This window comes from Pseudomonas sp. PB101 (assembly GCF_009764265.1).
Classification (GTDB): Bacteria; Pseudomonadota; Gammaproteobacteria; order Pseudomonadales; family Pseudomonadaceae; genus Aquipseudomonas.
This window is the reverse complement of sequence record NZ_RWIR01000052.1, coordinates 73,721-98,253: the sequence shown is the minus strand read 5'-3', so window position 1 is coordinate 98,253 and position 24,533 is coordinate 73,721. Positions and strand designations below refer to the sequence as shown.

At 61.1% G+C, this 24,533-nt stretch carries 24 protein-coding genes; 14 read left to right on the top strand and 10 right to left on the bottom strand.

Features of this window, described 5'->3' with window-relative positions:
- Positions 1 to 45: 45 nt before the first annotated feature.
- The 3 genes from EI969_RS15560 to EI969_RS15550 all read left to right on the top strand — a co-directional run bounded on the left by EI969_RS15560 (position 46) and on the right by EI969_RS15550 (position 1,844).
- The gene (locus EI969_RS15560; protein WP_160388572.1) at positions 46 to 603 is read left to right on the top strand and encodes a DNA-3-methyladenine glycosylase I; all 558 of its coding nucleotides are present in this window, start codon (positions 46 to 48) and stop codon (positions 601 to 603) included.
- Between the two features lie 40 nt (positions 604 to 643).
- Positions 644 to 1,531, top strand: a complete 888-nt coding sequence (locus EI969_RS15555; protein ID WP_110661925.1) for a lysophospholipid acyltransferase — start codon at positions 644 to 646, stop codon at positions 1,529 to 1,531.
- Positions 1,532 to 1,604: 73 nt separating this feature from the next.
- On the top strand, positions 1,605 to 1,844 hold the full coding sequence (locus tag EI969_RS15550; protein WP_160388571.1) for a PilZ domain-containing protein: 240 nt from the start codon (positions 1,605 to 1,607) through the stop codon (positions 1,842 to 1,844).
- On the opposite strand, the gene EI969_RS15545 is transcribed toward EI969_RS15550, so the two are convergent.
- From EI969_RS15545 to def, 5 genes are all read right to left on the bottom strand, one after another.
- Complete coding sequence (locus EI969_RS15545) at positions 1,845 to 2,159, bottom strand: tetratricopeptide repeat protein (RefSeq protein WP_160388570.1); 315 nt, start codon at positions 2,157 to 2,159, stop codon at positions 1,845 to 1,847.
- Between the two features lie 179 nt (positions 2,160 to 2,338).
- Entirely contained in the window at positions 2,339 to 3,715 is a 1,377-nt protein-coding gene (gene trkA / locus EI969_RS15540) for a Trk system potassium transporter TrkA (RefSeq protein WP_008045725.1), read from the bottom strand.
- Positions 3,716 to 3,737: 22 nt separating this feature from the next.
- Positions 3,738 to 5,048 (bottom strand): 16S rRNA (cytosine(967)-C(5))-methyltransferase RsmB, encoded by a 1,311-nt coding sequence (gene rsmB / locus EI969_RS15535; RefSeq protein ID WP_160388569.1) that lies wholly within the window; start codon positions 5,046 to 5,048, stop codon positions 3,738 to 3,740.
- Entirely contained in the window at positions 5,045 to 6,004 is a 960-nt protein-coding gene (fmt, locus tag EI969_RS15530) for a methionyl-tRNA formyltransferase (protein WP_160388568.1), read from the bottom strand. Before fmt ends, rsmB begins: the two co-directional genes overlap by 4 nt.
- Positions 6,005 to 6,061: 57 nt before the next feature.
- The gene (gene def / locus EI969_RS15525; protein WP_160388567.1) at positions 6,062 to 6,568 is read right to left on the bottom strand and encodes a peptide deformylase; all 507 of its coding nucleotides are present in this window, start codon (positions 6,566 to 6,568) and stop codon (positions 6,062 to 6,064) included.
- Positions 6,569 to 6,755: 187 nt separating this feature from the next.
- Here def and EI969_RS15520 point away from each other — a divergent pair, with 187 nt between their 5' ends.
- The 3 genes from EI969_RS15520 to EI969_RS15510 all read left to right on the top strand — a co-directional run bounded on the left by EI969_RS15520 (position 6,756) and on the right by EI969_RS15510 (position 9,380).
- Entirely contained in the window at positions 6,756 to 7,580 is an 825-nt protein-coding gene (locus EI969_RS15520) for a peptidoglycan-binding protein (protein WP_160388566.1), read from the top strand.
- Between the two features lie 81 nt (positions 7,581 to 7,661).
- Positions 7,662 to 8,768, top strand: coding sequence for a DNA-processing protein DprA (gene dprA / locus EI969_RS15515; RefSeq protein ID WP_160388565.1), 1,107 nt, complete (start codon positions 7,662 to 7,664; stop codon positions 8,766 to 8,768).
- Positions 8,769 to 8,822: 54 nt separating this feature from the next.
- Positions 8,823 to 9,380 carry an L-threonylcarbamoyladenylate synthase gene (locus EI969_RS15510; protein WP_056726757.1) on the top strand — a complete coding sequence of 186 codons (558 nt, stop codon included), beginning with the start codon at positions 8,823 to 8,825 and terminating at the stop codon, positions 9,378 to 9,380.
- A gap of 114 nt (positions 9,381 to 9,494) precedes the next feature.
- Here EI969_RS15510 and EI969_RS15505 read toward each other — a convergent pair whose 3' ends face one another.
- Positions 9,495 to 10,472 (bottom strand): NADPH:quinone reductase, encoded by a 978-nt coding sequence (locus EI969_RS15505; RefSeq protein WP_160388564.1) that lies wholly within the window; start codon positions 10,470 to 10,472, stop codon positions 9,495 to 9,497.
- Positions 10,473 to 10,636: 164 nt separating this feature from the next.
- On the opposite strand from EI969_RS15505, the gene hemF reads away from it, so the two are divergent.
- Both hemF and aroE read left to right on the top strand, forming a co-directional pair.
- Complete coding sequence (gene hemF / locus EI969_RS15500) at positions 10,637 to 11,551, top strand: oxygen-dependent coproporphyrinogen oxidase (RefSeq protein ID WP_160388563.1); 915 nt, start codon at positions 10,637 to 10,639, stop codon at positions 11,549 to 11,551.
- 13 nt (positions 11,552 to 11,564) lie between these two features.
- Positions 11,565 to 12,386, top strand: coding sequence for a shikimate dehydrogenase (gene aroE, locus EI969_RS15495; protein ID WP_160388562.1), 822 nt, complete (start codon positions 11,565 to 11,567; stop codon positions 12,384 to 12,386).
- Positions 12,387 to 12,499: 113 nt separating this feature from the next.
- On the opposite strand, the gene EI969_RS15490 is transcribed toward aroE, so the two are convergent.
- From EI969_RS15490 to betC, 3 genes are all read right to left on the bottom strand, one after another.
- The gene (locus EI969_RS15490; protein WP_160388561.1) at positions 12,500 to 14,068 is read right to left on the bottom strand and encodes a SulP family inorganic anion transporter; all 1,569 of its coding nucleotides are present in this window, start codon (positions 14,066 to 14,068) and stop codon (positions 12,500 to 12,502) included.
- Positions 14,069 to 14,225: 157 nt separating this feature from the next.
- Positions 14,226 to 15,146, bottom strand: coding sequence for a choline ABC transporter substrate-binding protein (gene choX, locus EI969_RS15485; protein ID WP_160388560.1), 921 nt, complete (start codon positions 15,144 to 15,146; stop codon positions 14,226 to 14,228).
- A gap of 16 nt (positions 15,147 to 15,162) precedes the next feature.
- A complete protein-coding gene (betC, locus tag EI969_RS15480; protein ID WP_160388559.1) occupies positions 15,163 to 16,677 on the bottom strand; it encodes a choline-sulfatase in 1,515 nt (504 codons plus the stop codon).
- Between the two features lie 114 nt (positions 16,678 to 16,791).
- Here betC and EI969_RS15475 point away from each other — a divergent pair, with 114 nt between their 5' ends.
- Together EI969_RS15475 and EI969_RS15470 are read left to right on the top strand one after the other, a co-directional pair.
- A complete protein-coding gene (locus tag EI969_RS15475; RefSeq protein WP_160388558.1) occupies positions 16,792 to 17,742 on the top strand; it encodes a LysR family transcriptional regulator in 951 nt (316 codons plus the stop codon).
- A gap of 59 nt (positions 17,743 to 17,801) precedes the next feature.
- Complete coding sequence (locus EI969_RS15470) at positions 17,802 to 18,128, top strand: DOPA 4,5-dioxygenase family protein (RefSeq protein WP_160388557.1); 327 nt, start codon at positions 17,802 to 17,804, stop codon at positions 18,126 to 18,128.
- Here the strand turns inward: EI969_RS15470 and EI969_RS15465 are convergent, their stop codons facing one another.
- Entirely contained in the window at positions 18,129 to 18,530 is a 402-nt protein-coding gene (locus EI969_RS15465) for a GFA family protein (protein ID WP_160388556.1), read from the bottom strand.
- 341 nt (positions 18,531 to 18,871) lie between these two features.
- Here EI969_RS15465 and EI969_RS15460 point away from each other — a divergent pair, with 341 nt between their 5' ends.
- From EI969_RS15460 to EI969_RS15445, 4 genes are all read left to right on the top strand, one after another.
- On the top strand, positions 18,872 to 20,179 hold the full coding sequence (locus tag EI969_RS15460; RefSeq protein ID WP_160388555.1) for a CitMHS family transporter: 1,308 nt from the start codon (positions 18,872 to 18,874) through the stop codon (positions 20,177 to 20,179).
- An 85-nt stretch (positions 20,180 to 20,264) separates the two neighbouring features.
- Positions 20,265 to 21,032: a TerC family protein gene (locus EI969_RS15455; RefSeq protein WP_160388554.1), complete on the top strand. Its 768-nt coding sequence runs from the start codon at positions 20,265 to 20,267 to the stop codon at positions 21,030 to 21,032.
- Between the two features lie 209 nt (positions 21,033 to 21,241).
- Positions 21,242 to 22,900 (top strand): Na/Pi cotransporter family protein, encoded by a 1,659-nt coding sequence (locus EI969_RS15450; RefSeq protein ID WP_160388553.1) that lies wholly within the window; start codon positions 21,242 to 21,244, stop codon positions 22,898 to 22,900.
- 56 nt (positions 22,901 to 22,956) lie between these two features.
- Positions 22,957 to 24,333: a pitrilysin family protein gene (locus EI969_RS15445; RefSeq protein ID WP_160388552.1), complete on the top strand. Its 1,377-nt coding sequence runs from the start codon at positions 22,957 to 22,959 to the stop codon at positions 24,331 to 24,333.
- Positions 24,334 to 24,533 lie beyond the last annotated feature (200 nt).

The window sequence follows — 24,533 nt, the reverse complement described above, 5'->3', positions numbered from 1 at the left end:
CGGGAGTATACCCGATTCGTTGCTGCGCACGCCCCCTGGAGCCTTATGCCACGCTGCTTTTGGTGTTCCGAAGATCCGCTGTACATGGCTTATCACGATCAGGAGTGGGGCACGCCGCTACGCGATGCGCAGGGTTTGTTCGAGTTGCTTTTGCTCGAAGGGTTCCAGGCCGGGCTTTCCTGGATCACCGTGTTGCGCAAACGCGAGCGTTATCGTCAGGTGATGTTCGGCTTTGATGTGCAGCGCGTGGCGCAGATGAGCGATGCCGAAATCGACGAGTTGATGCTCGATCCGGGCATCATCCGCAATCGCCTGAAGCTCAACGCCGCCCGGCGCAATGCCCAGGCCTGGCTGGCGCTGGAGGACCCGGTGGGGTTTCTCTGGTCCTTCGTCGGTGGTACGCCGGTGATCAATCATTTCAAGGATCGCAGCGAAGTGCCGGCCGTTACGCCGGTCGCTGTCGAGATGAGCAAAGGCCTGAAAAAAGCCGGCTTCACCTTCGTCGGGCCGACCATTTGCTACGCGCTGATGCAGGCCTCGGGCATGGTCATGGATCACACCCGTGATTGCGACCGCTACGCGCAGTTGGCCAACGGCGGTTAGAATGGCCGATTCGCGCACAGCACAAGATCAGGAGTGACCTGTGGATAAGTTGAAAGGCGCCTTGCTGGTAGGCGCTCTGCGGCTGTTTGCCCTGCTTCCGTGGCGGGCCGTGCAGGCCGTGGGCTCGGCGATTGGCTGGGTCATGTGGAAAACCCCGAACCGTTCCCGCGACGTGGTACGGATCAATCTGTCCAAGTGTTTTCCGGACATGGACCCCGCCGAGCGTGAACGTTTGGTCGGACAGAGCCTGAAGGACATCGGCAAGTCCCTGACCGAAAGCGCCTGCGCCTGGATCTGGCCGGCCCAGCGCTCCATCGACTTGGTGCGCGAGGTCGAAGGCCTCGACGTGTTGAAGGACGCCCTCGCCTCCGGCAAAGGCGTGGTCGGCATCACCAGCCACCTGGGCAACTGGGAAGTGCTGAACCACTTCTATTGCAGCCAGTGCAAGCCGATCATTTTCTATCGTCCGCCGAAGTTGAAGGCGGTGGATGAATTGCTGCAAAAGCAACGGGTGCAGTTGGGTAACAAGGTCGCTGCCTCCACCAAGGAAGGCATCCTCAGCGTCATCAAGGAAGTGCGCAAAGGTGGTGCAGTGGGCATTCCCGCTGACCCGGAACCGTCCGAATCCGCCGGGATCTTCGTGCCGTTCTTCGCCACCCAGGCGCTGACCAGCAAGTTCGTGCCGAACATGCTCGCCGGTGGTAAGGCGGTCGGCGTGTTCCTGCATGCCCTGCGCCTGCCGGACGGTTCGGGCTACAAAGTGATCCTCGAAGCCGCGCCAGAAGCCATGTACAGCACCGATACGGCGGAGTCCTGCGCAGCCATGAGCAAGGTGGTCGAGCGTTATGTCGGCGCTTACCCGAGCCAGTACATGTGGAGCATGAAGCGCTTCAAGAAGCGTCCACCGGGTGAAGAGCGTTGGTATTGATTCAATTGGCATGATCTGTGGATAACCCTGCACCCCGGGGTTATCCACAACCGTTCATTCAAGGGCGCAGAAGATGTCCGAACACCGCAAGTCATTCCGCATCAAGATCAGTCATGAAAGCATCGGCGATTGCCTGGGCCAGACCCGCAACCTGTCGACCACCGGCGTCTACGTCAAGCATCCGCAACTGTCGACGCTGCCCCCGGGCGCAGTGGTCTACGGTCAGGTGCAGGACTTGCCCACAGGCGCGCCGCGAGTGCGCATGGAAGTGGTGCAGGTGGATGCCGAGGGCATCGGTTTGCGTTATCTCTGATCAGTGCGCCTGGCGGTCGAGCTTCTTCAGGAACACCGTCATTTCCTTTTCTGCCTGCTTGTCGCCATGGTTGCGAGCGGCTTCCACGCCTTGCTCCCAGGCTTGGCGCGCGGCCGCAAAGTCCGCCAGCGCCAGATGGGCCTTGCCCAGTAGTTTCCACGCCGCCGAATACTTCGGATCGAATTCGACGCAGCGCTGGAAATGCTCCGCAGCCTTGGCGTTCTCCCCCAGATCCAGATAACCCTTGCCCAGGCCGAAGCGCAGCAAAGCGTTATCCACACCCTTGGCGAGCATTTTTTCCAGGGATTCGATCATGGGGTGGATTCCTTTTCTGCGGGTATCAGGGGATGTTTTTTTCGTCTTTGACGCCGCCATCGCTGGCAAGCCAGCTCCCACAGGGTTCTCTGGTGTGCATCATATTTGTAAACAACCAAAAAACTGTGGGAGCTGGCTTGCCAGCGATAGGGCCAATGCAGGCACTGAAAAAATCAGGATCAGAAGAAGCTCAACCCCACATGGAACAACTTCTCCACATCGCGAATATGCTTTTTATCCACAAGGAACAGAATCACATGGTCGCCCGCTTCGATCACGGTGTCGTCGTGGGCGATGATCACTTCTTCATCGCGGATGATCGCGCCGATCGTGGTGCCTGGCGGCAAACCGATGTTCTCGATGGCCTTGCCGATCACCTTGCTCGATTTCGCATCGCCATGGGCGATCGCCTCGATGGCTTCCGCCGCGCCCCGGCGCAGTGAGTGCACGCTGACGATGTCACCCCGGCGCACGTGGGCCAGCAAGGTGCCGATAGTCGCCAGTTGCGGGCTGATGGCGATGTCGATGTCGCCACCCTGGATCAGGTCGACATAAGCCGGGTTGTTGATGATGGTCATCACCTTCTTCGCACCCAGCCGTTTGGCCAGCAGCGACGACATGATGTTGGCTTCGTCGTCGTTGGTCAGGGCCAGGAACAGGTCCGCGTCGGCGATGTTCTCTTCCATCAGCAGGTCGCGGTCCGAAGCACTGCCCTGCAGCACCACTGTGCTGTCCAGGGTGTCGGAGAGATGGCGGCAGCGTGCCGGGTTCATCTCGATGATTTTCACCTGATAACGGCTTTCGATGGCTTCGGCCAAGCGCTCGCCGATTTGTCCGCCACCGGCGATGACGATGCGTTTATAGGTTTCGTCGAGACGGCGCATTTCGCTCATCACCGCGCGAATGTTCGCTTTGGCGGCGATGAAAAACACCTCGTCGTCGGCCTCGATCACCGTATCGCCCTGGGGCAGGATCGGCCGGTCACGACGGAAAATCGCCGCGACGCGGGTTTCCACGTTCGGCATGTGCTCGCGCAACTGCCGCAGTTGCTGGCCCACCAGCGGCCCGCCGTAGTACGCCCGCACCGCCACCAGTTGCGCCTTGCCTTCGGCGAAGTCGATTACCTGCAAGGCGCCGGGATGCTGGATCAGGCGCTTGATGTAGTTGGTGACCACTTGTTCCGGGCTGATCAGCACGTCCACCGGAATCGCTTCGTTCTGGAACAACTGCTCTTCGCGGGTCAGGTACGCGGCTTCGCGCACCCGGGCGATCTTGGTCGGGGTGTGGAACAGCGTGTGGGCGACCTGGCAGGCGACCATGTTGGTTTCATCGCTGTTGGTCACCGCGACCAGCATGTCGGCGTCATCGGCGCCGGCCTGGCGCAGTACCGTCGGGAACGAACCGCGACCTTGAACGGTACGGATGTCCAGGCGATCGCCGAGATCGCGCAGGCGCTCGCCATCGGTATCGACCACGGTAATGTCGTTGGCTTCGCTGGCCAGGTGTTCTGCCAGCGAGCCGCCGACCTGCCCTGCACCGAGGATGATGATTTTCATCCAGTCACTCCATTGAATCCGTTTAACCGCGAGCGGCGGCGATCTTGATCAGCTTGGCGTAGTAGAACCCGTCGTGTCCGCCTTCCTGGGCCAGCAGCTGGCGACCATGGGGCTGCTTGATGCCGGCCGCCGTGGCGAGGTCCAGTTCACGGGCGCCCGGCGTGCGGGCCAGGAACGCTTCGATGACTTCAGTGTTTTCGGTCGGCAGCGTGGAGCAAGTGGCGTACAGCAGAACGCCGCCCACCTCCAACGTGGTCCACATGGCATCGAGCAGTTCGCCTTGCAACAGCGCCAGCGCGGCGATGTCGTCGGGTTGGCGGGTCAGCTTGATGTCCGGGTGACGACGAATCACGCCGGTGGCCGAGCATGGCGCGTCCAGCAGGATGCGCTGGAACGGCTTGCCGTCCCACCACACCTGAGTGTCGCGGCCGTCGGCGGCGATCAGTTCGGCGCTCAGTTTCAGGCGTTCGAGGTTCTCGCGCACGCGCACCAGTCGTTTGGCTTCCAGGTCCACCGCCACCACGCCGGCCAGTTTTGGTTCGGCTTCGAGGATATGGCAGGTCTTGCCGCCGGGTGCGCAGCAGGCGTCCAGTACCCGTTGCCCCGGCGCCAGATCCAGCAGGTCGGCGGCCAGTTGCGCGGCTTCGTCCTGCACGCTGATCCAGCCTTCGGCGAACCCTGGCAGGCTGCGCACGTCGGCGGCGGCTTCGAGCACGATACCGTCGCGGCTATAGACACACGCAGTCGCGGCGATACCGGCGTCGGTCAACAGGCCGAGGTAGGCATCCCGGCTGTGATGGCGACGATTGACCCGCAGGATCATCGGCGGATGCGCGTTGTTCGCCGCACAGATGGCCTCCCACTGCTCAGGCCAGAACGCCTTCAGGGATTTTTGCAGCCAGCGTGGGTGAGCGGTGCGCACCACCGGATCACGCTCCAGTTCGGCGAAAATCGTTTCGCTTTCGCGCTGAGCGTTGCGCAACACGGCATTGAGCAGTGCCTTGGCCCAAGGCTTTTTCAGCTTGTCGGCGCAACCGACGGTTTCCCCGATGGCGGCATGAGCCGGGACACGGGTATAGAGCAACTGATAGAGGCCGACCAGCAACAGCGCCTCGACGTCGGCGTCGGCGGCCTTGAACGGTTTCTGCAGCAGCTTGGCCGCCAGTGCCGACAAGCGTGGCTGCCAGCGCGCGGTACCGAACGCCAGGTCCTGGGTGAAGCCGCGATCACGGTCCTCGACCTTGTCCAGTTGCGTCGGCAGGGAGCTGTTGAGCGAAGCTTTTCCGCTCAGGACAGCGGCAAGTGCCTTGGCGGCGGCCAGACGCGGATTCATTGAGCGTCCACCGCTTGACCGAGGACGATACCGGTGGCGAATTTCTCGCGACGGCTGTTGAACAGGTCGCTGAAGTTCAGCGCCTTGCCGCCGGGCAACTGCAGGCGGGTCAGGCACAAGGCCTGTTCGCCACAGGCGACGATCAGACCGTCCTTGCTGGCGCCGAGGATTTCACCGGGTGCGCCTTTGCCTTCGGCGAGGTTCGCGGCCAGCACTTTCAGGGCTTCGCCGTTCAAGGTGCTATGGGTAATCGGCCACGGGTTGAAGGCACGGACCAGACGCTCCAGCTCAACCGCCGGGCGACTCCAGTCGATGCGTGCTTCGTCCTTGTTCAATTTGTGCGCGTAGGTAGCCAGGCTGTCGTCCTGGACTTCGCCTTCCAGGGTTCCGGCGGCGAGGCCGGCAATCGCCTGGATAACGGCTGGCGGGCCCATTTCGGCGAGGCGATCGTGCAGGCTGCCGCCGGTGTCTTCGGCGCTGATCGGCGTGGTGACTTTCAGCAGCATCGGCCCGGTGTCGAGACCGGCTTCCATGCGCATCACGGTCACGCCGCTTTCGGCGTCGCCCGCTTCCACGGCGCGCTGGATCGGCGCCGCACCGCGCCAGCGCGGCAGCAGCGAGGCGTGGCTGTTGATGCAACCCAGGCGCGGAATATCCAGCACCACTTGCGGCAGGATCAGGCCGTAGGCGACCACCACCATCAAGTCCGGTTGCAGTGCGGCCAGTTCCGCTTGCGCGCCTTCGTTGCGCAAGGTCGGCGGCTGCAACACCGGGATGTTGTTTTCCAGAGCAAGCTGCTTGACCGGGCTCGGCATCAGTTTTTGCCCGCGACCGGCCGGACGATCCGGTTGGGTGTAGACCGCGACGATCTCGTAAGGGCTGCTCAGCAGGGCCTTGAGGTGTTCGGCGGCGAATTCCGGGGTGCCGGCAAAGACAATGCGCAGTGGCTCAGTCATGGATGACGTCTCTTGAAAAGAAAAAGGCTTGCCGCAGCAAGCCTTTGAAGATGGGCATCAGGCGTTCTGGCGATGAAGCTTTTCCAGTTTCTTCTTGATGCGGTCGCGTTTGAGCGTGGACAGGTAATCGACGAACAATTTGCCGTTGAGGTGGTCGCATTCGTGCTGGATGCACACCGCGAGCAAATCTTCGGCGATCAGTTCGTATGGCTGGCCGTCGCGGTCCAGCGCCTTGACCTTGACTCGTTGCGGGCGATCGACGTTTTCATAGAAGCCCGGTACCGACAGGCAGCCTTCCTGATACTGGCCCATGTCGACGGTCAGCGGTTCGAGCTCGGGGTTGATGAACACTCGGGGCTCAGTGCGGTCTTCGGAGAGGTCCATCACGACGATACGTTTGTGCACGTTGACCTGGGTCGCGGCGAGGCCGATGCCAGGCGCTTCATACATTGTTTCAAACATGTCGTCGACCAACTGACGCACTTCGTCGTCCACTACGGCCACTGGCTTGGCGATAGTGCGCAGACGCGGATCAGGGAATTCGAGGATGTTTAAAATGGCCATAAGCTTGATTAGTGCACGTGTGAAGTAAGGTCGGGTCGATGGCCTGGCGGGTCCGAAGAATTGCAGGCTACCGTTGTAAAACGTAGCTCCCTTCTGTTGACAAGCAAGTTTTGACAAGCAAGCCGGGAGCGAGCCACCGAGGGCTCTGGCGTTTCACGCGAACGCACATAATAAAGGGATTCACCGCATGAGGAAATCACTACTCGCCCTGCCGCTTCTGGTCTCGGCCGGTCTGGCGCATGGGCAAGTGCAACTTCGGGAAGATATTCCCACCATAAAGCTGTCCCCTCAGGTGCGCAGCAGCCCGGTGACCGAGGCTATCCCCGGCATCGCGCTGAAATCGATCAACAGCTTTCTGCTGAGCAACCGCATCGTCGACAAGGCCGAGGAATTCACCAAGGCGCCCTATATCGTCGCCGGCGATTCCGAGCGTGTGCTCAGCGGCGCGGGTGACCGCATCTTTGCCCGTGGTCAGTTCGATCCGGCGCAGCCGGTGTACGGCATCTTTCGCCAGGGCAAGGTCTACACCGATCCGCAGAGCAAAGAGATTTTGGGGATCAACGCCGACGACATCGGCGGCGGCGAGGTCGTGGCCATCGAAGGTGACGTCGCCACCCTGGAGTTGCAGCGCACCACCCAGGAAGTGCGCCTCGGTGACCGCCTGTTCAGCGGCGAAGAGCGCTCGATCAATTCCACCTACGCACCCAGCGCACCGAGCCACGAAATCAGCGGTTTGATCATCGATGTACCGCGCGGGGTCACGCAGATCGGCGAACTGGACGTGGTTACGCTGAACAAGGGGCAGCGCGACGGACTGGCCGAAGGCAATCTGCTGGCGGTGATGAAGACCGGCGAAACCGTGCGCGACCGGATCACCGGCCAGCCCTTGAAGATTCCCGATGAGCGCGCCGGTCTGCTGATGGTTTTCCGTACCTACGACAAGCTCAGCTACGGGCTGGTGCTGAGCGCTTCGCGTTCGCTGTCGGTGATGGACAAGGTGCGAAATCCATAAGCTTGCTGCACAAGTTACCAACAGAGTTATCCACAGCTTATTCCCGTTTGTACGGGTGCTCATAACGATCAAGGATGATCCATGTCGACGTCTGCCGTTACACCGGTTTCCCCTGCGGAACTGGAAGCTCGATTACGCCTGCACCGTGTGCCGGAACTCGGTCCGGCGCGGTTCAGGAAGCTGCTCGAAGCCTTCGGTTCGGCATCCAAGGCCATCAGCGCACCGGCCAGTGCCTGGCGCGCGTTGGGTTTGCCACTGGCCTGTGCCGAGGCCCGGCGCAGTCCCGAGATTCGCGACGGCGCCAGCCATGCGTTGGCCTGGCTTGAGCGTCCGGGCCAGCATTTACTGATGTTTGACCAACCGGACTACCCGGCACTGCTGGCACAAATCAGCGATGCACCGCCGCTGTTATTTGTCGCGGGCGATCCGGGCATTCTGGAAAAACCCCAACTGGCCATGGTCGGCAGCCGTCGCGCGTCTCGGCCGGGGATGGACACCGCGGCGGCGTTTTCCCGCAGCCTGGCGGGCGCCGGGTTTGTCATCACCAGCGGCCTGGCCCTGGGCATTGACGCCGCTGCACACCAGGCTGCTCTGGATGTCGGCGGGCAAACCGTAGGCGTGCTTGGCACGGGGCTCGAGAAGTTTTATCCACAGCGCAATCGGCGCCTGGCAGACGCGATGATTGCCTCGGGCAGTGCCGTGCTTTCGGAGTTTCCTTTGGATGCAGGCCCGACCGCGAGCAACTTCCCTCGACGCAACCGGATCATCAGCGGCTTGTCCCTTGGCGTGCTGGTGGTCGAGGCAAGTGTCGCCAGTGGTTCGCTGATTACGGCGAGGCTGGCGGCGGAACAGGGGCGCGAGGTGTTTGCGATGCCCGGGTCGATTCATCATCCGGGCGCACGCGGCTGCCATCAGTTGATCCGTGACGGTGCGGTGCTGGTGGAAACCATCGAGCATATCCTCGAAGCCTTGCGCGGCTGGCAACGACTGTCGTTATCCACAGAAACGTGCACCGCTGTAACCACTCACCCGCTGCTGAAGCTGCTGCATGCCGCGCCTCTGACCAGTGAAGCGCTGGTCGATGCAAGCGGCTGGGCCTTGCCGAAAGTGCTGGCGGCGTTGACGGAACTGGAAATGGATGGCCGCGCCGTGTGCGAAAGCGGGCGCTGGTTTGCGCGGGTGAGCTAGGTTTTATGAACAAGATCGGTAAACTGCGCAGAGCCTTATTCTGGAGTGTTTTTCATGGTCAACAGTTGGCGTGTGCAACAAGCCGCGCAAGCAATTCGCGCCGGGGCGGTGATTGCCTACCCAACCGAAGCAGTCTGGGGCCTGGGTTGCGACCCGTGGGACGAGGAAGCGGTGGAACGTCTGCTGCTGATCAAGGGCCGGTCTGTGGACAAGGGGCTGATCCTGGTTGCCGACAACATTCGTCAGTTCGATTTCCTTTTCGAGGACTTCCCCGAGCTGTGGATGGACCGCATGGCCAGCACCTGGCCTGGCCCGAACACCTGGCTGGTGCCGCACCAGAACCTGCTGCCAGAGTGGATTACCGGCGTGCATGAAACCGTGGCGCTGCGGGTCAGCGATCATCCGCAGGTGCGCGACCTGTGCGCGCTGGTCGGGCCGCTGGTGTCGACGTCGGCCAACCCGCAGGGGCGCCCGGCAGCGCGTACGCGGATTCGCGTCGAACAGTATTTCCGGGGGCAGGTGGATCTGGTGCTGGGTGGAAATCTGGGCGGGCGCAAGAACCCGAGCGTGATTCGCGATCTGGCCACCGGCAGGGTTGTGCGCCCGGACTGATACCGAAGCGACCCCTATCGCGGGCAAGCCCGCTCCCACAGTGTCTTCTGGTGTTCACAAAATTTGTGGTCACCGCTGATCCTTGTGGGAGCTGGCTTGCCAGCGATTGCGTCCTCAAGGCAACAAAACAACCGAACCGGTAGTACGACGCGCCGACAACTCGGTCTGCGCCTTCGCCGCCTCAGCCAGTGGAAAGCGCTGGCTGATCTCCACGGTCAGCTTGCCGCTGATGATCATCTCGAACAGCTCGTCGGCCATGCGTTGCAGGTTCTCGGCGTTGTTCGCATAAGTGCCGAGGGTCGGCCGGGTCACGTACAGCGAGCCTTTCCCCGCCAGGATCCCCAGGTTCACGCCGTCGACCGCGCCGGACGCATTGCCGAAACTCACCACCAGCCCACGCGGCGCGACACTGTCGAGTGATGTCAGCCAGGTGTCCTTGCCGACGCCGTCGTACACCACCGGGACTTTTTTGCCGTCAGTCAATTCCAGCACACGCTGGGCGACGTTTTCGTGGCTGTAGTCGATGGTCGCCCAGGCGCCGTTGGCCTTGGCCAGTGCGGCTTTCTCCGCCGAACTGACCGTACCGATCAGCTTCACGCCCAGGGCCCTGGCCCATTGGCAGGCCAGAGAGCCGACCCCACCGGCCGCGGCGTGGAACAGGATGGTTTCGCCACCCTTGAGTTCATACGTCTGACGCAGCAGGTACTGCACGGTCAGGCCCTTGAGCATGACGCCTGCGGCCTGTTCGAAGCTGATGGCGTCCGGCAGTTTCACCAGATTGGCCTCCGGCAGGACATGCACATCGCTGTAGGCGCCCAGCGGGCCGCTGCCATAGGCCACACGATCGCCGATCTTGAAGCGGGTCACGTCGCTGCCCACCGCCTCGACCACGCCCGCACCTTCCGAGCCGACTCCCGATGGCAGGGACGGCGGCGGGTACAGGCCGCTGCGGTAATAGGTGTCGATGAAGTTCAGGCCGATGGCCTTGTTGGTCACGCGCACTTCTTTCGGGCCTGGCTCGGCGGGTTGGTAATCCACATACTCGAGCACTTCGGGGCCGCCATGGGCGCGGAACTGGATACGCTTTGCCATCAGAACTCTCCATAGGTCGTTTTACCAAGCTCCCTATCGGACTCCTAAGCTTGATCTTCGTCAACTGCGACGGGCCGACTTGCGATGGTATGCTACGGGCCCATTTGCGCTGGCCCCCGCTCCGATGGAGCGCCGCGTAGTTTTGCCCGATTCAAGGTGAAGACATGACGACCCGCACCGAGGCCGTAAAAGCCTACCTGCTCGACCTGCAAGACCGTATCTGCGCCGCCCTGGAAGCCGAAGACGGTGGCACGCAATTCGTCGAAGACGCCTGGACCAGGCCGGCCGGCGGTGGCGGTCGCACCCGTGTGATCGAAAACGGCGCATTGATTGAAAAGGGCGGCGTCAACTTTTCCCACGTCTTCGGCAGCGGTCTGCCACCGTCTGCCAGCGCTCATCGACCGGAACTGGCTGGCCGTGGCTTCGAAGCCCTCGGCGTGTCGCTGGTGATTCACCCGCACAACCCGCACGTGCCGACTTCCCACGCCAACGTGCGCTTTTTCATTGCCGAAAAAGAAGGTGAAGAGCCGGTCTGGTGGTTTGGCGGCGGCTTCGACCTGACCCCGTATTACGGCAACGAAGAAGACTGCATCCACTGGCACCGCGTCGCCGAGCAGGCCTGTGCGCCGTTCGGTGCGGACGTCTACCCGCGTTACAAGGCCTGGTGCGACAGCTACTTCCACATCAAGCATCGCCACGAGCCACGCGGCATCGGCGGGTTGTTTTTCGACGACCTGAACGAGTGGGACTTCGACACCAGCTTCGCCTTCATGCGCGCCATTGGTGATGCGTACATCGACGCCTACCTGCCCATCGTGCAGCGCCGCAAGAATGATGCGTTTACTGAAAAACAGCGCGAGTTCCAGGAATTCCGCCGTGGCCGATACGTTGAATTCAACCTGGTCTACGACCGCGGCACGCTGTTCGGCCTGCAATCGGGCGGGCGAACCGAGTCGATCCTGATGTCGCTGCCGCCGCAAGTGCGCTGGGGTTACGACTGGAAGGCTACGCCTGGCAGCGAAGAAGCGCGCCTGACCGAGTACTTCCTGCAAGACCGCGATTGGTTGGCCGAAGCCTGAACGAGGAAACCTGATGGACCGTTATGTCGTATTCGGTAACCCGATTGGCCACAGCAAGTCGCCGTTGATCCATCGCCTGTTCGCCGAGCAGACCGCGCAAAAGCTGGACTACAACACCCTGCTGGCACCCCTCGACGATTTCTCCACTTGTGCCCGGACGTTTTTCCTCGAAGGACGCGGCGCCAACGTGACGGTGCCGTTCAAGGAAGAGGCCTATCGATTGGCCAATAGCCTGACGGCACGGGCGCAGCGCGCCGGTGCGGTCAATACCCTGAGCAAACTGGCCGATGGCAGTCTGCTGGGCGACAACACCGACGGTGCCGGGTTGGTGCGCGACCTGAAGGTCAACGCCGGGTTCAGCCTCAAGGGCAAACGCATCCTGCTGCTCGGTGCCGGCGGCGCGGTGCGCGGTGCCCTGGAGCCGTTGCTGGCCGAGCAGCCGGCCTCGGTGATCATCGCCAACCGTACGGTGGACAAGGCCGAATTGCTGGCGGAACTGTTCTGCGATCTGGGGCCGGTCTCGGCCAGTGGTTATGACTGGTTGCAGGAGTCGGTGGACCTGATCATCAACGCGACCTCCGCGAGCCTGACAGGCGATGTGCCGCCCATATCGCCCGGACTGATCGAGCCGGGCAAAACGGTGTGCTACGACATGATGTACGGCAAGGAGCCGACCTCATTCTGCCGCTGGGCCAGTGAACACGGGGCTGCGGTGGCGATGGATGGCTTGGGGATGCTGGCCGAGCAGGCGGCGGAAGCCTTCTTCCTTTGGCGCGGAGTGCGCCCGGATACGACGCCGGTGCTGGCCGAACTTCGCCGACAATTAGCCCTGTAACCCCTGTGGGAGCGAGCTTGCTCGCGATGACGGCAGTACATCCAGCATTGATATGCCAGACATACCGCTATCGCGAGCAAGCTCGCTCCCACAGGGTTCAGAGTGAAGTCGGATTAATCCTCAAACCGGATCGGGCATTTCTCTGCCCCTTCCAGCTTCCTCAATTCTTCCACCACCTGCGGCCGGGCCCGGCGCAGGGTCAGGCTGCGATCCTGGCGCAGCAGGCGCCGCGCTTCCTGATGGAGCATTTCCACCCCTGAATAGTCGATGAAGTTGATCTGCTGCGCCTCGATCACCACCCGCGCGCCGTGCATGCGTTGCAGGCGCACTTGCAGGTAATGGCTGGCGCCGAAAAAGATCGACCCGCCGACCCGCAGAATATCTTCCTCGCCATCGCGTACGTGCTGCACCCGTGGTTGCGATGTGCGTTTGAGGTAGAAAAAAAGCGACGCCAGCACGCCGGCGTAGATCGCCGTCTGCAACTCCAGCAACAGCGTGGCGACGCAGGTCAGCGCCATGACCAAAAATTCGGCGCGGCTGACCCGCAACAGCGCGCGAATGCCGCGATGGTCCACCAGTCCCCAGGCGATCAACAGAATGCTGCCAGCCATGGCGGGAATCGGTATGTGTGCGATCAGGCTCGCGCCGAAGATCGCAAACAGAGCTACCCACAATGCCGAAAAAATCCCCGCCAGGGGCGAACAGGCCCCTGCTTCATAGCTCAGACCTGAGCGAGTGAAGGAGCCGGCTGAGAGCGACCCGGAAAAAAACGCACCGACGATGTTCGACAAGCCCTGGGCGCGAACTTCCTGGTTGGCGTCGAGTAATTGCTGCGAACGTGCCGAGATCGAGCGGGCAATCGACAGACTGGTGACCAGCCCGAGCATACCGACCGCCACCGCACTGGGCAGCAGGCGCAGGATCAGATCGAGGTCCAGCGGCAACGGACTGAAAGGCGGCAGCTTGCCGGTAAAGGCGCTGACCAGTTGCACATGGCCGAACATTGATGGCCAAAGCCAGACCAGCAATGCACCCAGCACCAGAGTGATCAACAGCGTCGGCCAGCGTGGCAACCACAGCTTGAGGATCACGCCCACGACTACCGTCGCCAGCCCCAGTGCCAGCGAAGGTTTGTCCATTTCGCCGAGATGGCGCAACAAGGTGATGAAACTGTCCAGCGCAGTGGCCTGGCTGGGCAAGTCCAGCCCCAGCAGGTTAGGCAGCTGACCGATGGCAATCACCACGGCAGCACCCAGAGTGAAGCCGAGTACCACCGAGTGGGAGACGAAATTCACCAGGGCGCCGAAGCGCAGCAATCCCAGCAGCCACTGGAAAATCCCGGCCAGGAAGGTGAGCAACAGGATCACGGTGACGTAGTCCTGCGTCGCCGGAACGGCCAGGGGACTGACGCTGGCGTACAGGACAATCGAGATGGCCGCCGTGGGACCGCAGATCAAATGCCACGACGAACCCCAGAGGCAGGCGATCAGCACCGGGATGATTGCGGCGTAGAGGCCGTATTCCGGTGGGAGGCCGGCAATCAGCGCGTAGGCAATGGATTGCGGCAACGCGAGAATCGCGCCGCTGAGGCCGACGATCAGGTCGCGCCCGACGCTGGCGCGGGTTTGCTTGGGCAACCAACTGAGGAATGGAAAGAGTGAATGGCGGCTTGGCAGGGCCATGGGGCCTCTCGGTTGGGGTTTTGTGAAAGAGTATCAGGACGAGATAACGATGTGCCCAATGTGGGAGCGAGCTTGCTCGCGATGACGGAATCACATTCAACATCTCTGCTGACTGTCCCGCCGCTATCGCGAGCAAGCTCGCTCCCACAGGGATGGGTTAAAGCCTGGCTTTGACCGCAGGCAACGCATCCTTGCCATCCACGGTCTTCACCCCATCGAGCCATTTATCCAGCACCGCCGGATTAGCCTTGATCCAGGCCTTGGCCGCGTCGGCATTGCTGACTTTCCTGTTCACCACTTCGGCCATGATGCTGTTCTCCATGTCCTGGGTGAAGCTCAGGTTGGTCAGCAGTTTGCCGACGTTCGGGCAGGCCTGTGCATAACCTTTGCGGGTCAGGGTGTGGACGCTGCCGGTGTCACCGAAGTATTTCTCGCCGCCCTTGAGGTAGTGCATCTTCAGTTGCACGTTCATCGGATGCGGCGTCCAGCCGAGGAAGGTCACGAATTTCTGTTTTTTCACCGCGCGGGATACTTCGGCCAGCATTGCCTGCTCGCTGGACTCGACCAGTTTCCACTGGCCCATGTCGAAATCGTTTTTCTTGATGATTTCCTGCAGCGAAATGTTCGCCGGCGCGCCGGACCCGATACCGTAGATCTTGTGGTCGAACTTGTCGGCGTATTTGTTCAGGTCGGCAAAGTCATGCACACCTGCGTCCCAGACGTAATCCGGGACGGCGAGGGTGAACTCGGTGCCGTCGAGGTTTTTCGCCAGTTGCGTCACATCGCCGTTGGCCACGAACTTGTCGTAGAAACCCTGCTGCGCCGGCATCCAGTTCCCCAGGAACACATCGACCTGGCCATCCTTGAGCCCGCCAAAGGTGATCGGCACCGCGAGGGTGTCGACCTTGGCCTTGTAGCCCATGCCGTCCAGCAGAAACCCGGTGATGGCGTTGGTCGCGGCGATGTCGCTCCAGCCCGGGTCGGCCATCTTCACCGTCTCGCAGCTCTGATCGGCAAATGCCGATGCACTGCCCAGGGCCAGGAGCCCGACCGTCAGTACTGTGGATAACCTTTGCATGGACTTCCCCTTAACATTATTGGTTTTGGCAGGGTTGTGGATAACGTGCTTTACGTTCCAGATCGTCGAGGTCGATATGGTTGCGCATGTATTGCTGGCTGGCATCCACCAGCGGCTGGTGATCCCAGCTCTTCAGCTTGCCGAGGGTCAGCGCCTCGGCCACGAAACGTCGGCGCCGCTGGCTGGCGAGTACTTGGTTATGAATCGTCGGAATGCTCCATTTAGCCCGTGCTTCGGCGAGAAAATCGTCGAACAGCTGGCGATGTTGCGGCGAATGGCTGAGTTCTTGCTGTTCGTGCGGGTCATTGTGCACGTCGAATAGCAGGCAAGGGTCGTCTTCGCTATAGATGAATTTATAGGCACCGCGACGGATCATCATCAGCGGGCTGATGGTGCCTTCGGCCATGTATTCGCCAAACACTTCGTCGTGGCCGCCCTGCCCTCGCAGGTGCGGGACCAGCGAACGGCCATCCAGCGGCAAGCCCGGTTCAAGCGAGCCGCCGGCCAGTTCGACGAAGGTCGGTAGCAGATCGGCGGTCGAAACGCTGGCGCTGACCCGAGCGGCGCCGAATTGCCCCGGTGCACTTATCAACAGGGGCACCCGTGCGGCCATTTCGTACCAGTGCATTTTGTACCAGAGGCCGCGTTCGCCGAGCATGTCGCCGTGGTCGCCGGAAAACACAATGATGGTGTCATCGATCAGCCCGGTTTCCTCGAGTGTTTGCAGGAGTTTGCCGACGTTGCTGTCGATATAGCTGCACGCGCCGAAATAAGCGCGGCGGGCGTCGCGAATTTTATCCACAGGTAGTGGCTTGTCCCACAGGTCGTAGACCTTGAGCAAACGCTGGGAGTGCGGGTCGAGTTCATGCTGATCCGGCGTTGCAGGCAGCGGGATGTCGGCATCGTCGTACAGGTCCCAGAAAGCCTTGGGAATCGTGTATGGGTCGTGTGGGTGAGTCATCGAAACGGTCAGGCAGAACGGCTGGTCGCCATCTTCGCGGATATGGTCGAACAGGTATTGCTGGGCCTTGAACACCACCTCCTCGTCGAAATCCAGCTGATTGGTGCGCACACACGGGCCGGCTTGCAGCACCGAGGACATGTTGTGATACCAGGTCGGGCGTACATCCGGTTCATCCCAGTTCACCGCCCAGCCGTAGTCGGCGGGGTAAATATCGCTGGTCAGGCGTTCTTCGTAGCCATGCAACTGGTCCGGCCCGCAGAAGTGCATCTTTCCCGACAGGGCGGTGCGGTAGCCGAGGCGGCGCAGGTAGTGGGCGTAGGTCGGTACGTCGGCGGGGAAATCGGCGGCATTGTCGTAAGCGCCTATCTTGCTCGGCAATTGGCCGCTGACCAGGGTGAAACGCGACGGCGCGCACAGAGGGCTGTTGCAATAGGCGGAGTCAAACACCACGCCTTGGGCGGCGAGGCGGCTCAGATTGGGCAGTTTGATGGGCGATGGACCGTAGAACGGCAACATTGGCGCGGCCATTTGATCGGCCATGATGAAAAGAATGTTCTTGCGCTTCATGTGATCGCGGCATTCCATAGTGGATGTTTATGCGAGAGTGCTGGCTTTGAGAATGAAACCCTCGCACTTTGCGGTAAAGCCCACGCGCGGCAATGACTAGGATAAGCACAGCTTATGTATGACGCCCTTGGTGACCTGTCACTGGATCTGCTTCGTGCCTTTGAAGCCGCGGCCCGTCAGCGCAGCTTCACGGCGGCGGCGGTTGAACTGGGCACCACGCAACCGGCCATCAGCCAGCAGATCAAGCGCCTTGAAGAACAACTCGCGACCCGATTGTTCGACCGCATTTATCGCGGTATTGAACTGACCGAGGCCGGGCAGATTCTTTTTGAGCAGGTTCAGCTAGGTTTGCAGAACATCGACGCAGGATTGAGTGCAATCAGCGCACAACATCAGCATGAGGTGCTGCAGGTGGCCACGGATTTTGCCTTCGCCGCCTATTGGCTGATGCCGCGCCTGCATCGCTTTCACGCGGCCAATCCGCAGGTGGATGTCAGCCTGGTCACCAGTGAACGCAGCCATAACATGCTACGTACCGATATCGATGTGGCGATACTGTTCGGCGATGGCCGCTTCAAACAGGGTGAAAGTCATTGGCTGTTCAGCGAGGAAGTGTTTCCGGTGTGCAGCCCGCAGTTGTTGGGTGAACGAACCCTGCCCTTGCCGGCCCAGGCATTGCTGGAGTTTCCTTTGCTGCACCTGCGTGGGGAACACAGCAGTAATTGGTTCGACTGGAGTGGTGTGTTTCGGGAATTGGGGATTACTTCGCCGCCCGCGCCCGGTCAGCTGCGATTCGACAATTACACGCTGCTGATACAGGCGGCGATAGGGGGTCAGGGTGTGGCCATCGGCTGGCGCCACCTTGTGGATAACTTACTGGGCCAAGGTCTGTTGTGCCGACCGATTGCCGAGACGGCGATGTCCAGGCTGGGTTACTACGTGGTCCTGCCCCAGCGCAAACGGCGCGGAGCGCTCATTCAACAATTTGTAGAATGGTTGATGTCCGAGCAGGCCAGCAGCGCGGAGTCGTTGTCGGGGCTGTCATTGCCTTCGATTGCGGTGTGAATGGTGAAAAAATCGCAGCCTGTGCCGCGTGATCAGCTCGACCTGAAAGAGGATTTCAAATGCAACGCATAACGGGCTACCACGCCCATGTCTATTTCGATGCCGGCACCATTGATCAGGCGCGAGCCCTGTGTGAGCAGGCGGCGCAATTGTTTCCATTGAAAATGGGCCGCGTCCACGAGCGTCCGGTCGGTCCGCACCCGGACTGGAGCTGCCAGTTGGCGTTCGAGCCGCAGCTGCTGGGCGACGTGCTGCCGTGGCTGGCGCTCAACCGCAAGGGTCTGGTGGTGTTCTTGCATCCGGACACCGGCGACGATCTGCGCGATCACACCGAGCATGCAATCTGGATGGGCGCGGTTCGGCCGCTGGACCTGTCTATTTTTTGATCAGAGGGTTTCTTCAGCCTCGCCGGGCAAGTGTTCGTCCAGGTGCAGCCACGGCAGGCGGCTGTCGGTCCAGATGTGCCGCTCGGCCGGTGCTTGCTCGGGATGGTCGAGGGTAGCGATGGTCAGGTCGATGCTGTCCGGGCTCAGGAGCGTTACCACTGCCAGTTGCGCCCCACAGTGGCCGCAGAAATATCGCGCGCAGGTGGCGGAAGAATCGTACCGCGCCGGCGTCCCGGCCAGCCATTGAAAGGCGGACGTCGGCACGGTGATCCAGGTGGTCACGATGCCGCCGCTGACCCGTCGGCAAATCGAGCAATGGCAGTGGGCGATATCGTGCAGCGGCCCGCTGAATTGATAGCGCAGTTGCCCGCAGTGGCAGCCGCCGGTGTGAATGTCGGCCATGCTGGTTCCTCCTGTTGGGAATTCTCTGACGCCATCGCGAGCATGCTCGCGTCCCTGCCCCGCTCCGACGACCGGTCGTACTTCCGGTCAACGCTTTCATCGGCGAAAGCTGGCTGAAAGCTTCCCCGATTAGGATCGCCCCACTACCGGCAACAGACCGGTCGGCCAATGCCAGCGTTTTATCGCTCGCACAGCCCATTTAACAACAACAATGGTGATTCTGATGTCCTCTTCTACCCGCCGCGTCGCTGTAACTCCGTCCGTACGTCCCGTGCTTCCCGTTCTGCGCTGATCCCACCGGTCCGCCCATTCCCTAGCCGCGCCACGCCTGGAGTATTCCCATGCTGACTTTCCTTGGCTTCGCCATGGTCATCACGTTCATGTTCCTGATCATGACCAAGCGCCTGTCCGCGCTGATCGCCCTGATCCTGATTCCAATCATCTTCGCCCTGTTCGGCGGCTTTGGCCCGAAAATCGGCCCGATGATGCTCGAAGGCATCACCAAGCTCGCCCCGACCGGCGTGATGCTGATGTTCGCGATTTTGTACTTCGCCCTGATGATCGACTCCGGTCTGTTCGACCCGGCCGTGCGCAAGATCCTCAAGATGGTCAAGGGCGACCCGCTGAAAGTGTCGGTCGGCACCGCCGTGCTGGCGCTCGTCGTTTCCCTCGATGGTGACGGCGCGACCACTTACATGATCTGCGTGGCCGCGATGCTGCCGCTCTACAGCCGCATCGGCATGAGCCCGCGGATCATGGCCGGCCTGATCATCCTCGCCGGTGGCGTGATGAACATGACCCCATGGGGCGGTCCGACCGCCCGTGCCGCCAGTGCGCTGCACGTGGATCCGTCGGCGATTTTCGTGCCGATGATCCCGGCGATGGCGGCCGGTGTAGTGGCCATCCTGGCGATCGCCTACTTCTACGGCAAACGTGAACGTGCGCGCCTGGGTGAACTGCACTTGGTGGGCGATGAGATCGATCACAGCGAAATCAGCGTTTCACAGTTCCCGGATGCCCGTCGTCCGAAGCTGATCTGGTTCAACGGCGCCCTGACCCTGGGCCTGATGTGCACCCTGATCGCCGGCCTGTTGCCACTGCCCGTGCTGTTCATGGTGGCGTTCAGTATCGCGATGATCGTCAACTATCCGTGCCTGCAACAACAGAAGGATCGCGTCGCGGCCCACGCCGGCAGCGTGCTGGCAGTGGTCGGGCTGATCTTTGCTGCCGGTATCTTCACCGGTATCCTGACCGGCACCGGGATGGTCGATGCGATGTCGAAAAGCCTGCTGGCGGTGATTCCGGATTTCCTCGGCCCGTACCTGGCGGTGATCACGGCGCTGGTGAGCATGCCGTTCACGTTCTTCATGTCGAATGATGCATTTTATTACGGCGTGTTACCGGTACTTGCCGAAGCCGCTAGCCATTACGGTATAACCGCAGTGGAAATGGCACGTGCCTCGATCGTCGGTCAGCCCGTCCACCTGTTGAGCCCGCTGGTTCCATCGACCTACCTGTTGGTGGCCCTGGCCGGCATCGATTTCGGTGATCACCAGCGCTTCACCCTGAAGTGGGCAGTGCTGGTTTGTATCTGCATACTGGTTGCTGCACTGCTGTTGGGGACTTTCCCGCTGTTCAGCACTCTATAAGCCCAAGACTCACCACTTCGGGTCCAGGCTTCGCGGTTTGAAGCCCGGGCCCTTTTTGGTTTAACAATCGCTCAAAGGAATACACATGGAATGGCTGACCAACCCTGAAATCTGGGTTGCCTTCTTCACCCTGACCGCCCTGGAAATCGTCCTGGGCATCGATAACATCATCATGATTTCGATCCTGGTCAGCCGCATGCCCAAACACATGCAGGCGCGCACCCGGATTTTCGGTCTGGCGCTGGCCATGATCACGCGAATCCTGTTGCTGCTGTCGATCACCTGGGTCATGCGCCTCACCGCCGATCTGTTCGAAGTGTTCGGCCAGGGCATCTCCGGGCGCGACCTGATCCTGTTCTTCGGTGGTCTGTTCCTGCTGTGGAAAAGCTCGCAAGAGATGTACCACGCGCTGGAAGGTGAAGATGAAACCAACGAAGAACCTTCGGGCAAGGGCGGCAACTTCCTCTACACCATCATCCAGATCGCGATCATCGACATCGTGTTCTCCCTGGACTCGGTGATCACCGCAGTCGGCATGGTTTCCCACGTACCGGTCATGGTCGCGGCAATCATCGTGGCCGTGCTGGTGATGATGTGGGCGTCGGGCACCATCAGTGAGTTCATCGACAAGCACCCGTCGCTGAAGATGCTGGCGCTGTCGTTCCTGTTGATCGTCGGTACCGTGCTGATTGCCGAATCCCTGGACGTGCACGTGCCAAAAGGCTACGTCTACTTCGCCATGGCGTTCTCGCTGGCAGTGGAAGCGATCAACATCAAGATGCGCACCGCTATCGCGAAAAAGAGGAAACAGCAGGATCCGGTGAAGCTGCGCAAGGACATTCCGGGCCAGTAACCCGAATGTTGTGCTGAGAAAGGGGCCTTCTGGCCCCTTTTTCCTTGTTTTCATAAAACCGTCTTCATGACAGTTTTGTTTCAATCCACTCTTTGGCTATGCGATGCTGGCGCGCAGACCGTTAGCCAACTACAGCTTAAGTACAGAACGTAGAACGTCGCGGCACCGTCAATTTGCTCCTTTGGGGCGCTACACCACAGGGGGTCTGTATGCTCACCCTGCTCAATCTGCTTTCCGCCGTGGCCCTGCTGATCTGGGGCACGCACATCGTCCGAACCGGCATCCTGCGGGTCTACGGCACCAACCTGCGCCATGTCATTGGCCATAACATGTCCAAACGCTGGCTGGCTTTCGCCTCCGGGATCGCCGTGACGGCGATGGTCCAGAGCAGCAACGCCACCGCCATGCTCGTCACCTCCTTTGTCGGTCAGGGCTTGATGGCGCTGACCCCGGCTCTGGCCACCATGCTTGGCGCAGACGTCGGTACGGCGTTGATGGCGCGGGTGCTGACGTTCGATCTGTCGTGGCTGTCGCCGTTGCTGATCTTTCTCGGGGTGATTTTCTTTCTGTCGCGCAAACAGACCCGCCTCGGGCAACTGGGCCGTGTTGCCATTGGCCTGGGCTTGATCATTCTGGCGCTGCAACTGATTGTTGAAGCGGCGCATCCGATTACCCATGCCAAGGGGGTGAAAGTGATTTTCGCCTCGCTCACCGGCGATATCCTGCTCGATGCCCTGGTCGGGGCGCTGTTCGCGATGATTTCCTATTCCAGCCTGGCCGCTGTACTGCTGACCGCGACCCTGGCAGGGGCCAATGTGATCAGCCTGCCGGTGGCGATCGGGCTGGTGATCGGCGCCAATATCGGCAGTGGCGTACTCGCTTTCCTCAGCACCAGCATGCAGAACGCCGCCGGACGGCAGGTGGCGCTGGGCAGCCTGCTGTACAAACTGATTGGTCTTTTATTGATCATCCCGGTGCTCGATCCGCTGGTGCACTGGCTCGACGGCCTCGATTTCAGCCCTCAGGAAATGGTCATCGGCTTTCACTTGCTCTACAACACCGTGCGCTGCGTGATCCTGCTGCCGAGCCTCGGACCGATGGCCAGGTTCTGTGCCTGGGTGCTACCGGAGCGCCCGCAGGCCAACGGCACGGCCAAGCCCCGGCATCTTGACCCCACGGCATTGGTCACGCCCGGTCTGGCGCTGGCCAACGCGGCGCGGGAAACCCTGCGCATGGGTGACCTGATCGACAGCATGCTCGAAGCCATGCTGGACGTGTTGCGCGGCAAGCAAACCGCCGTCACCCAGGAAATGCGCCGCCTGAGCGACGATGTCGAAGCGCTCTACAGCGCGATCAAGTTGTACCTGGCGCAAATGCCCCGGGAAGACCTCAGCGATCAGGACAGCCGACGCTGGGCGGAAATCATCGAGCTGGCGATCAACCTGAAACTCGCCAGCGACTTGATCGAACGCATGCTGCGCAAGATTCAGCAGCAGAAAACCTCGCAGCGCCGGTCGTTTTCCGAAGTCGGGCTGGACGAATTGACCGGGCTGCATGCGCAGTTGATTTCCAGCCTGCGGCTCGGGATGTCGGTGTTTCTCAGTGGCGATCCGGAAAGTGCCCGCCAATTGGTGCGGGAGAAACGTCGTTTCCGCGCACAGGAACGGCGCCTGGCTCATGCTCATGTCAGCCGCTTGCAACGTAAAATCGTGCAAAGTATCGAAACCAGTTCGTTGCACCTGGAGCTGATCGCCGACATGAAGCGTCTCAATTCGCTGTTTTGCAGCAGTGCCTATGTGGTGCTGGAAACGTCGGATACCGGCGCATTGGTTGTTGATGATTTGAGCGACATCACCCATTCGCCCTGAACGTCCACAGTCGCCTGGAGTCTGTTGAACTTACGCTGGCCGTATGGAAGCCCGTTATGCGTTGTCTGTTGTTCGCCTGCCTGTTGCTGGGTTCATTCCCGTCATTCGCCCTGGATCGCTTTCAGGTCGAGGGCTATACGCTGCGCAATGGTTTGCAGTTGCTGCTCAAACCGGGCACTGACCGCGGGCATGTGGCGATCCGGCTGGTGGTCGGCGTTGGCCTGGACGATTTCAACTGCGAAGAAAAGGAACTGCCGCATCTGCTCGAGCACCTGCTGTTCAGCGGCATCGACGCCAGCGGTGAAGGTGGCCTGGAAGAGCGCATGCAGGCCCTGGGCGGTGAGTGGAATGCATTCACCAGCAACGCCGACACGACGTTCGTCATCGAAGCCCCGGCAAAAAACCAGCGCAAGGTACTCGACCTGCTGCTGGCGCTGCTGACCCAGACCCGTTTCGACGACAACGCCATCAACGCCGCCAAGCAAGTGGTCGAGCGTGAAGACGGCGGCCACTATTCACACCTGCAACGCTGGCTCGATCGTCAGGACCTCGGCCACACGGCCAGCAATCAACTGGCCGTGGAGCTTGGCCTCAAATGCCCGGAGCGTGCGCAAGTCGATAACCTGACCCGTGAGCAACTGGAGCAGGTGCGCAAGGACTGGTATGCGCCGAACAACATGACCCTGATCGTGGTCGGCGACCTCGACAAGTTGTTGCCGGCCTATCTGGATCGGGCGTATGGCACGCTGGAAGCGATTGAACCCGGCGAGCATCCGCCGCTGCCGCAAATCAAGACCAGCGCGGTCCATGAGCGCAGCCTGACCGACGGTTTGGTCGGCAACGGTGCCAAATTGCACTGGCTGGTGCCGGAGCCGGTTCTGGAAGAGGGGCACGACCAAACCTTCGATTTGCTCAAGGACTATCTGGATTGGGCGCTTTATCGCCAGTTGCGCCTGGCTCACGGTTTGTCCTACGGCCCCTGGGCGGAACGCGAGGTGTTTGGCGGCGTGGGCTTCATGAGCCTCAACGCCGACCTTGAACGCGACGACGTGCCCGAGGCCGAACAAGTGCTCGATGACCTGAAGGCCGAACTGCTCAAGGACGGCCTCAACGCCGAGACCTTCAACCGCCTGAAGCAGGCCGCGATCGCCCGCCAGACCTGGGCCGTGCAAGGCAACAGCGCGTTGGCCGACTACTACTGGAGCGCCATCGGCGACTACGAGGACGGCCGTTTCGCCAACCCGGCCCGTGAGCTGCAAGGGGTGACGCTGCAAGAGGCGAACAAGGCCGTGCGTGAACTGCTGTTGCAGCCGGGGTATTTGCGGATCGAGAAGTCGCTGTTCAGCTATGACCAGTTGATGTGGTTGGTGGTCGGTGGGGTGGGCTTGATCGTGTTGATGTTGGTGGGCTGGCGTTTGCATCGCAGGAAGTAACCATTCCATGTGACAACGGACTGAGAGACCTTGCCGGTTCCCTGTGGGAGCGAGCTTGCTCGCGATAGCGGATTGTCAGCCGACGAAAAATGTTGGATGTGCCGGCCTCATCGCGAGCAAGCTCGCTCCCACAGGTTGCGTGGTGTTACTGACCGCGAACCCTCGCCACAGGGTCGTGTCAGCGGTACCCTGTTGAGGTT